The sequence below is a fragment of the Hydrogenophaga sp. genome (assembly GCF_018780075.1).
Classification (GTDB): domain Bacteria; phylum Pseudomonadota; class Gammaproteobacteria; order Burkholderiales; family Burkholderiaceae_C; genus Hydrogenophaga.
In genome coordinates this window covers 1-7,426 of the sequence record NZ_JADMKB010000125.1, presented here as the reverse complement: position 1 = coordinate 7,426, position 7,426 = coordinate 1, and the positions used below count along the sequence as shown (strand labels likewise).

Genomic DNA, 7,426 nt, shown 5'->3' with positions numbered 1-7,426 from the left:
CCATCTGCACCACCGCGCCGGGCAGCGCGATCTTGCGCACCGAGAGCAGGTCGTCCAGCGAGAAGTGCAGGCCCACGCCGAACATCAGCAGCATCACGCCGATCTCGGCCAGCTGCGCCGCGATCTCCGCGTCGGCCACGAACCCGGGCGTGAACGGGCCGATCACCACGCCCGCGAGCAGGTAGCCCACGAGCGCCGGCAGCCGCAGCTTCGTGGCCATGAAGCCGAAGATCAGCGCCAGGCCCAGGCCCGCGGCGATGGTGTTGATGAGGGAAACGTTGTGCGGCATGGTCGGGTCCTGGTCCTGTTCGTTCTGCAGATGGGCTGAGTGGATCAGACCACCGGTGGTTCACTGCACCCGCGCAGCGCCACCTGCAGCATGTCGACGAACGCGCGCGTCTTGGCCGGCATGAGCTTGCGCCCCGGGTACACCGCCCAGGCGGTGTTGCTGGGCAGCTCCCAGCCGGGCAGCACGCGGCGCAGCCCGCCGGCGCGCACGTCGGCCACGGCATAGTGGTCGGGCACGGCAGCGATGCCAGCGCCCGCGCTGGCCAGGCGGATCAGCATCTCGGGCGAGTTGGCGCTGGCGCGCCCGGCCGGCACGCCCGTCCAGCGCTGCTCGCCCTGCATCAGTGTCCAGCCGGCGGGCTCGCCGTTGCCGCGCAGCAGGCGCACGGCAACGTGGCCGGCCAGGTCGTCCGGGGTCTGCGGGTCGCCGTGTTCGGCCAGGTAGCCGGGCGATGCGTAGAGACCGTGAGTGAACACCGCCAGCTTGCTGGCCACGAGCAGCGCGTCGTCGGGCAGGTCGCCCATGCGGATGGCCACGTCGAAGCCCTCGCCCAGCAGATCGACCCGGCGCGGCGAGAGGTCCAGCTCCAGCGAAATCGCGGGGTGCAGCGCCATGAAGGCGGCCAGGCTCTCGACCAGCACCATGTGGGCGAAGTCGCCCGGCATGGACACGCGCAGCCGCCCGCTGGGCGTGGCCTGGCGCTGCTCGCGCAGCAGGCCCACGGCGTCCAGCTCGGCCACCACCTGGCGCGCGTGCTCCAACAGCTGCAGGCCGAATTCGGTGAGGGTCTGGCGGCGCGTGGTGCGCAGCAGCAGGCGCTCGCCCATGCGCTGCTCCAGGGCGGCCAGCCGGCGCGAGACGGTGGATTTGGGCAGGCCCAGGCGCTCGGCCGCGCGGCTGAAGCTGCCCAGCTCGGCCACGCGGGCAAAGATCAGCAGGTCGTTGGGGTCGATGCCGTGTTCGGCGCTTGATTGTTCCATCATGGCAACAATCATATCCATTTCAAGGGATTTTCAAGGTGATTGATGCCCCGTAAAGTCACCCCATCGACTCACCTTCACCAAGGACATCACCATGAACATCCTGCAAATCAACGCCAGTGCCCGCCGCGAAGGCGCCAACTCCACCAAGGTCGCCAACAGCGTCGTGGAACGCCTGAAGGCCGCGAACCCCGCCGCCACGTTCACCCTGCGCGACCTGGCCGTGGCGCCGCACCCGGTGCTGGACGAAGCCGCCCTGGGCGCCCTGTTCACCCCGGCCGACCAGCGCACCGCCGAACAAAACGCCCGCGTGGCGCTGGACGACGCGCTGATCGCCGAAATCCAGGCGCACGACACCATCGTGCTCGGCGTGCCCATGTACAACTTCGGCGTGCCGGTGCAGCTCAAGGCCTGGATCGACGCCATTGCCCGCGCCGGCACCACCTTCCGCTACACCGCCACCGGCCCCGAAGGCCTGCTCACCGGCAAGACGGTGTACGTGGCCCTGGCGCGCGGCGGCCTGTACCGCGACACGCCCAACGACTCGCAGGTGCCTTACCTCAAGGCCGTGCTGGGTTTCCTGGGCCTGACCGACGTGCGCTTCATCTACGCCGAAGGCCTGGCCATGGGCCCCGAAGCGGCTGCCAAGGGTTTTGCGCAAGCCGAGCAGGACATTGAAGCTGCCCTCGCCTGATCTGACCACCCCCGCCGCGCTGCGCGCGACCCCCTCCAGGGGGCAACGCGAGCGGCCCGGCGGAGCCGGTTCCGCCGCGTTCTGAGTGGGGGCGCCGCGCTTCGGAGAAGTTCACCCCGCCCCCCACTTCACAAGGAGACTGCCATGACCCTCACCCTCACCACCCCCAGCGTCCAGCAAGCACGCCGCGTGGAGCGGCTGATCGCGGGGCAGCCCACGTCCGACGGCGCGGGCGTCAAGCTCACCCGCGTGCTCACGCAAGACCTGCAGCGCCGGCTGGACCCGTTCCTGATGCTCGATGCCTTTGGCAGCGACAACCCCGACGACTACATCGCCGGTTTTCCCGACCACCCGCACCGAGGCTTCGAGACCATCACCTACATGATCGCGGGCCGCATGCTGCACCGCGACAGCGCCGGGAATGAAGGCCTGCTGGAGAACGGTGGCGTGCAGTGGATGACCGCCGGCAAGGGCGTGATCCATTCCGAGATTCCGCAGCAGGAAGAAGGCGTGATGGAAGGCTTCCAGCTCTGGCTGAACCTGCCCGGGCGCGACAAGATGAGCGCGCCCTGGTACCGCGACTTCAAGAACGCCGAGCTGCCCCAGTTCACCACGCCCGAGGGTGTGAGCGTGACCGTGATCGCCGGTGAAAGCCATGGCGTGGGTGGTGCCGTGACGCGCGAGACCACGGCGCCGGTCTACCTCGACCTGCACCTGGCCAGCGGATCGCACTTTGAGCAGGCGCTGCCGGCCACGCACAACGCCTTCGTCTACGTGTACCGGGGCGAAGTGAGCATCGGCGGCCAGCGCGTGCCGGCCGGCCGCATGGCCCTGCTCGCCAACACCGCCGGCAGCGACGGCGTGGTGATCGAGGCCGGCAGCGAAGCGAAAGCCCTGCTGATCGCCGGCCGCCCGCTGAACGAGCCCATCGCGCAGTATGGCCCGTTCGTGATGAACACGAAGGATCAGATCTACCAGGCGCTGAACGACTTCCGCGACGGGCGGCTGGGCGAAGAGCGCCGGGCCTGAGCTATTCGGCGTGTCGCGACGCCGCTTGCCAGAACACCTCGGCCGCCGACCCGAGCGCCCGCTTGTCCCGGAACAGGCGGATGTCCAGGGCCACATCCCATTCGGTTGAACCCAGTTTGACCAGACGCCCGGCGGCCATGTCATCGGCCACCAGCGTCATGGGCAGCCACGCGATGCCCCGTCCGCCCAGGGCCATCGTCCTGAGCACGGAAGCCAGGTGCGCGGTGAAGGTGGTCTGCAGGTTCAACTGCGCCAACCGCTCCCCGCTGGCCTCGCGAAGAATCCGCCCCAGCCCCGACTCGTCGCTGTAGGCCAGCAGCGGCGTGCACCGGGCGCCGTCCGGCCTAAGGGCATGGGCCACCTGGCCCTGGGCATCGACGCCCGACACGGGCACCAGGGTGTCGTGTCCCACCACCAGAGACGGATACCCGGCGGTCTCCAGCGGCCCCCGGGTGCCTCGATGCGCATGGCTCAGGATGAAGTGCACCTTGCTGTCCTGCAGCAGCGACTCGCAGCGGTGCATCACGTCCGACACCAGCTGCACAGGCCCCACCGCCAGCTGCGATTCGAGGCCACGCAACCAGCCCGGCATGAAGGTGAACGACAACGCGTGCGTTGCCGCGAACTTCAGCGTGGACGCGCTGGCCTCGGCGATGGACTGTGCCTCGCCCGGCAGGCGCGCCACCTGCGCCAGCAGGCCCTGCGCCACGCCCCTGAACCACTCACCCGCCTCGGTCAGGCGCGCCGGTTGTGAACTGCGGTCAAACAGTTCGACCCCCAGCCACTCCTCCAGCGCGCGGATGCGCCGGCTGAACGCGGGCTGCGTCATGTGGCGGTCTTCGGCCGCGCGGGAGAAGTTTCCCGTGGCCGCCAGGGCCCCGAAATCGTCCAGCCAGGAGAGGTTCATGGGCGGTGCTTTGAAAGCATTGAAGCAGAGAAAAACAGCATTGGTCAGCGCGCTCGGATTCCGAAATCATAGGCCTTCCTCTTTCTGGAGCCCCCCATGAGAATCGTTGAAATCAGAGAAAAAACCCTGCCCATCAGCTCGCCCATCCGCAACGCCTACATCGACTTCAGCAAGATGACGCTGAGCCTGGTGGCCGTGATCACCGACGTGATCCGCGACGGCCAACCGGTGGTCGGCTACGGCTTCAATTCCAACGGCCGCTACGGCCAGGGCAAGCTCATGCGCGAGCGCTTCATCCCGCGCGTGATGGAGGCCCATCCCGATGCGTTGATCGACGACAGCGGCCAGAACCTCGATCCGCACAAGATCTGGAACACCATGTTCACGAACGAAAAGCCGGGCGGTCACGGCGAGCGTTCGGTCGCCATCGGCACCATCGACATGGCGGTCTGGGACGCCGTGGCCAAGATCGAGGGCGTTCCCCTGTTCCAGCTGCTGGCCAACCGCTACGGCAACGGCCAGGCCAACCGCAAGATCTTCGTCTACGCCGCCGGTGGCTACTACTACCCGGGACAGGACCACAAGAAGCTGCAGGACGAAATGCGCAGCTACATCGACCGCGGCTACACCGTGGTCAAGAAGAAGATCGGCGGCGCTTCGCTCGACGAAGACCTGCGCCGCATCGACTCGATCATGGAGGTGCTGCAGGACGGTCAGAAGCTGTGCGTGGACGCCAACGGCCGCTTCGATCTGGACACCGCGATCCAGTACGCCAAGGCCCTGTCGCAGTACGACCTGTTCTGGTACGAGGAGCCGGGCGACCCGCTGGACTACGAGCTGCAGGCGGCCCTGCGCAACTACTACAAGAACCCCATGGCCACGGGCGAAGACCTGTTCTCGATGCAGGACGCGCGCAACCTGATCCGCTACGGCGGCATGCGCCCCGACCGCGACTGGCTGCAGTTCGACTGCGCGCTGAGCTACGGCCTCGTGGAGTACCTGCGCACGCTGGACATGTTGAAGGAACACGGCTGGTCGGCCAGCCGCTGCATCCCCCACGGCGGACACCAGATGTCGCTGAACATTGCGGCCGGCCTGGGCCTGGGCGGCAATGAAAGCTACCCCGACCTGTTCCAGCCCTTCGGCGGCTTCCCGGACGGTGTGAAGGTCGAGGGCGGTTACATCACCCTGCCCGACCACCTGCCCGGCATCGGCTTCGAAGGCAAGGCCGATCTGTTCAAGGAAATGCAGGCCTTGTCGGCCTGATCCGATCCCATCCACCCGCAGGAGACAAACCATGAAGATTCAGCCACTGTGTGCCGTCGCCGTGCTGGCGACCCTGTCCACCGCCGCCCTGGCCGAGTTCCCCGACAAGCCGGTGGTCCTGGTCGTGCCCTTCGCCGCCGGCGGCCCCAGCGACAAGATCGCCCGGGACCTGGCCGAGGCGATGCGCAAGAGCCTGCCGCAACCCGTGATCGTGGAAAACGCGGCCGGCGCTGGCGGCACCATCGGCGTGGCCAAGGTGGCCCGGTCCAGCGCCGACGGCCACACCCTGCTGGTTCACCACATCGGCATGGCCACCGCGCCGGCGCTGTACCGCAAGCTCAGCTACAAGATGCCGGAGGACTTCGAGTACCTGGGCCTGATCAACGAGTCGCCCTCCACCGTGATCACGCGACCGACCATGGAGGCCAAAAACTTCGGAGAGCTGCGCCAGTGGATCGCTGCCAACCCCGGCAAGGTGAACCTGGCCCACGCCGGCCTGGGCTCGGCCTCGCACCTGTGCGGCCTGATGCTGCAGAGCGCCCTCAAGGCCGACATGACCACCATCGCCTACAAGGGCACGGCGCCCGCCATGACCGATCTGCTGGGTGGTCAGGTCGACATCATGTGCGACCAGGCCACCAACGCGGTGCCGCAGATCGAAGCCGGCAAGGTGAAGCTGTACGCCGTCACCACAGCGCAGCGCTCGAAGCAGGCGGCCATTGCCAACGCCCCCACACTGAATGAAGCGGGCCTGCCCGGCTTCAACGTCTCGATCTGGCACGGCCTCTACGCCCCCAAGGGCACACCGGCCGCTGTGCTGGGTAAGCTCAACGGCGCGCTGCGCGCGGCCCTGAAAGATCCGGACTTCGTCAAGAAGCAGGAGGCGCTGGGCGTGTCCGTGGTGAACGACGGCCGACTGGACGCCGCTGGGCACAGGAAGTACGTGGAGGACGAACTGACCCGCTGGTCGGTCGTCATCAAGGCGGCCGGGCAGTACGCCGACTGAAACCCCGTTCCCGAGTCCTGATCACACCGCCATGGCGGCGCAGGCGGAGCAGACCGGGGTGGTGACGGCGGACAACGCGGGTGACCCGGTGACGGGGCGCCATCGGGCGAGGCGACAATGCCGGGCATGCGCGCGACCCCGACATCCACCGCCACCCTGTGCCTGCTGACCCTGGCCCTGGTCGGCGGCGGCGCGCACGCGGCGGGATCGCTCTGGCAGCGGGACCTGAAATGCGCCAGCGAAAAGAGCGAACGCGCAAGGGTGATCTGCCGGGCGCTGGAAAAGGAGATGCAGTGGGCGGGCACGGGCCACGCGATGCCCGGCCTGCCGTCTTTCCAGGTGACCTTTAAATCCGTCGCCCGCGTGTTCTGCCGCTTGCCCATTCGCGCTGAAGACACCCCGACCCTGGTCGAAATGGGCCTCTGGCACCGCTACGCTGCCACCGACAGCAGCCTGCGCGCTGCCCAGTTGAGCCGGGGGACCACCTTCCTGTTGGCCTTGCTCGGCGATGCCGGCCACGCCCACTACCCGTCGATTGAAACCCTCCACAAACCCCAGGCATGGATGACGGACCGGGAAATCGACTCGCTCCGGCGCGAGATCTCGGACATGACGGACCACCCGGCCAGCCTGCTCAGCCCCCGCTCTCCCGAGTACCTGCTCAAGGGTGGCTGCCAGAGCATCCCGTGAACACCCGGTGCGGCCGCACATCCAGGCTGACAAGCTGAGCGGACTCGCCCCCAAAAGCAAACCCCGCCAAGCTGCACGCTGGCGGGGTTTGCTTTTGGGTGATGTCGCTCAGGCGTTCAGCCCACCGACTTCAGGCGCATCTGGTTCGGCAACGGCACCGAGCGGCGCAGCACATCCTCGGCCAGCCACAGCGCGGCGCGCTTGCCGCGTTCGGCCACCATGGGCAGCGGCATCTGCTGGTAGTCGTCGTTGAACACCTCGAAGCTGTAGTCGCCGTCGTAGCCCAGGCGGTCGAGCTTCTGCACCAGCTCCACCAGCTGCTCGCTGTGCACGCCCTCGCCGGGGAACACGCGGAAGGTGCGCGCGGTGCTCATGCGCTCTTCAAAGGTCTTGGTCTCCTGCCACATGAAGTCGGCCAGCTGCACCAGGAAGATCTTGCTCGGGTCGAGGTAGTCGATCTCTTCCAGCGGGGTCTTGGCGGCGACGATGTGGAAGGAGTCGATGCCCAGGCCGAGGTTGGGGCAGTCGGCGCGGCAGACCACGTCCCACGCGGTGGTGAACTCGT

General features: G+C 67.7%; 9 protein-coding genes. 5 read left to right on the top strand and 4 right to left on the bottom strand.

Annotated elements, in window-relative coordinates:
• Both IV088_RS20455 and IV088_RS20450 read right to left on the bottom strand, forming a co-directional pair.
• Window positions 1–289: cation:proton antiporter (locus tag IV088_RS20455; protein ID WP_291105755.1), on the bottom strand; the 289-nt coding region annotated here is incomplete at its 3' end.
• Window positions 290–333: 44 nt separating this feature from the next.
• Window positions 334–1,272, bottom strand: coding sequence for a LysR substrate-binding domain-containing protein (locus tag IV088_RS20450; protein ID WP_367171600.1), 939 nt, complete (start codon window positions 1,270–1,272; stop codon window positions 334–336).
• A 91-nt stretch (window positions 1,273–1,363) separates the two neighbouring features.
• Here IV088_RS20450 and IV088_RS20445 point away from each other — a divergent pair, with 91 nt between their 5' ends.
• Together IV088_RS20445 and IV088_RS20440 are read left to right on the top strand one after the other, a co-directional pair.
• The gene (locus IV088_RS20445; RefSeq protein WP_291105754.1) at window positions 1,364–1,963 is read left to right on the top strand and encodes an NAD(P)H-dependent oxidoreductase; all 600 of its coding nucleotides are present in this window, start codon (window positions 1,364–1,366) and stop codon (window positions 1,961–1,963) included.
• A gap of 144 nt (window positions 1,964–2,107) precedes the next feature.
• Entirely contained in the window at window positions 2,108–2,992 is an 885-nt protein-coding gene (locus IV088_RS20440; RefSeq protein ID WP_291105752.1) for a pirin family protein, read from the top strand.
• A gap of 1 nt (window position 2,993) precedes the next feature.
• Here IV088_RS20440 and IV088_RS20435 read toward each other — a convergent pair whose 3' ends face one another.
• Entirely contained in the window at window positions 2,994–3,899 is a 906-nt protein-coding gene (locus tag IV088_RS20435) for a LysR family transcriptional regulator (RefSeq protein WP_291105750.1), read from the bottom strand.
• A 96-nt stretch (window positions 3,900–3,995) separates the two neighbouring features.
• On the opposite strand from IV088_RS20435, the gene IV088_RS20430 reads away from it, so the two are divergent.
• The 3 genes from IV088_RS20430 to IV088_RS20420 all read left to right on the top strand — a co-directional run bounded on the left by IV088_RS20430 (window position 3,996) and on the right by IV088_RS20420 (window position 6,861).
• Window positions 3,996–5,165, top strand: a complete 1,170-nt coding sequence (locus IV088_RS20430; RefSeq protein ID WP_291105749.1) for a mandelate racemase/muconate lactonizing enzyme family protein — start codon at window positions 3,996–3,998, stop codon at window positions 5,163–5,165.
• A 31-nt stretch (window positions 5,166–5,196) separates the two neighbouring features.
• Window positions 5,197–6,171, top strand: a complete 975-nt coding sequence (locus IV088_RS20425; RefSeq protein ID WP_291105748.1) for a tripartite tricarboxylate transporter substrate-binding protein — start codon at window positions 5,197–5,199, stop codon at window positions 6,169–6,171.
• Window positions 6,172–6,297: 126 nt separating this feature from the next.
• A complete protein-coding gene (locus tag IV088_RS20420) occupies window positions 6,298–6,861 on the top strand; it encodes a hypothetical protein (protein ID WP_291105747.1) in 564 nt (187 codons plus the stop codon).
• Between the two features lie 116 nt (window positions 6,862–6,977).
• Here the strand turns inward: IV088_RS20420 and IV088_RS20415 are convergent.
• A partial coding sequence (locus IV088_RS20415) for a TIM barrel protein (protein ID WP_291105746.1) occupies window positions 6,978–7,426 on the bottom strand: 449 nt, incomplete at its 5' end.